The sequence below is a fragment of the Accumulibacter sp. genome (assembly GCF_031732815.1).
Taxonomy (GTDB): Bacteria; Pseudomonadota; Gammaproteobacteria; order Burkholderiales; family Rhodocyclaceae; genus Accumulibacter.
The window spans coordinates 20,344-21,631 of record NZ_JAVMKF010000206.1 but is presented as its reverse complement, the minus strand read 5'-3'; the positions used below and the strand labels follow the sequence as shown (position 1 = coordinate 21,631).

General features: G+C 62.3%; 2 protein-coding genes. Both read right to left on the bottom strand.

Annotated features, from left to right (window positions below):
- Positions 1-60: 60 nt before the first annotated feature.
- Positions 61-669: a hypothetical protein gene (locus RKP46_RS13220; RefSeq protein WP_311107064.1), complete on the bottom strand. Its 609-nt coding sequence runs from the start codon at positions 667-669 to the stop codon at positions 61-63.
- A gap of 148 nt (positions 670-817) precedes the next feature.
- Positions 818-1,288, bottom strand: a 471-nt coding sequence (locus RKP46_RS13215; RefSeq protein ID WP_311107063.1) for a tetratricopeptide repeat protein, incomplete at its 5' end; no start/stop codon positions are given.

Sequence of the window (1,288 nt, the reverse complement as noted above, 5' to 3'; positions counted from 1 at the left end):
GGATAGAAGCTCTGCGGCGAGGCGTACTTGAACCAGTTGATCAGTCGGTTGTTCATCGCATCAGAAAACCGGTACTCCGAGCGCCTGCAGTGCGCGGTTGAGATGCACTGCGGCCGTTTCCATCTGTTTCACGGCCTCGGCATGACGACCGGCAGCGGCATCGCCGGCCGCGGACTGTCGCAAGCGTTTCGCTGTATCGAGTTCACCGGACACCCGCTGACGAACACCTGCATCGGTGGATTCCTGGAGATTCATGCCGACCAGCATCTCGTTGCTCTCGAAGCGGCGCAGCTCATAGGCGTATTCGTCCGCCGGCGTCTCGAATTTCAGGGCGTGCGTCACGGTCTGCCCTGACTTCAGCTTCACCATGGCCTGGATCGCCAGACGCTTTGCGGCTTCGCCCCGTTTCACGGCTTCATCAAGTCGTGTCTGCCCGGCGAATCGGGCGGACTCCGTCATCAGCGCATCGATGCGCTGCAGCGATTCACGGGCATCGCGCCCGACACGGGGGTCGCCCGTCATCGCCTGCAACGCTGGCCGGTACATTGTCACTTCATCCGTAATGGCGCGCAGATTCTCGCGCAGGAACGCGTTGGCAGCGACGTCCGTGTCGGCCAGCGCAACCGCACTGGCGAGTCCGGCAAGCGTGCCGAAGAACAAGCGATTCATCGTATTCCCGTGCCTCCCTGAGGTGTTGGCGAACTCAGCGTCCGCCGGTGCGGAGGCTGCGCAAGGCACACCTACTCCGGCACGGCGAACCATCGATTCGGTGCAAGAATCGAACCAGCGAATTCACAGAGGCAAAAAAAGACGGGAACTACTTCCGCGAAGGAGAAGACTGCACATTGCTGCGAGAGAGTTCGGCACGCAATTCCCAGACCGCAGCCTCGGCCTTGACCCGGAAGCGGTCGTCGGGCGGACTGCGGTGGAGATAGGTTTCCATGGCCTGCAGCGCGCCGTGGCGGTCACCCAGCGCCATGAGGGCCTCGCCGAGTCCGAAGTATGCGTTCATCTGATCCGGGCGCAGGTTGGTAGCGCTATCGAAGAAATCGGCGGCTGCACGGGGATTGCCCATGCCGAGAAGCGCAAACCCGGCATTGACATGAGCTTCGGGAAAGCGGGGGTCGATCTGCAGCACGCGATGGAAGGCGGTGAGCGCATGATCGTACTGCCTCGCATGAAGCATCATCACGCCCTCCTGAAACCGGCGTGCGACCTCCTCGGCCTGCTTGCGCGTCGCATGTGCCTGCGGATCGGCATGTGGAGAAGGCATCACCGTGCTCCACTG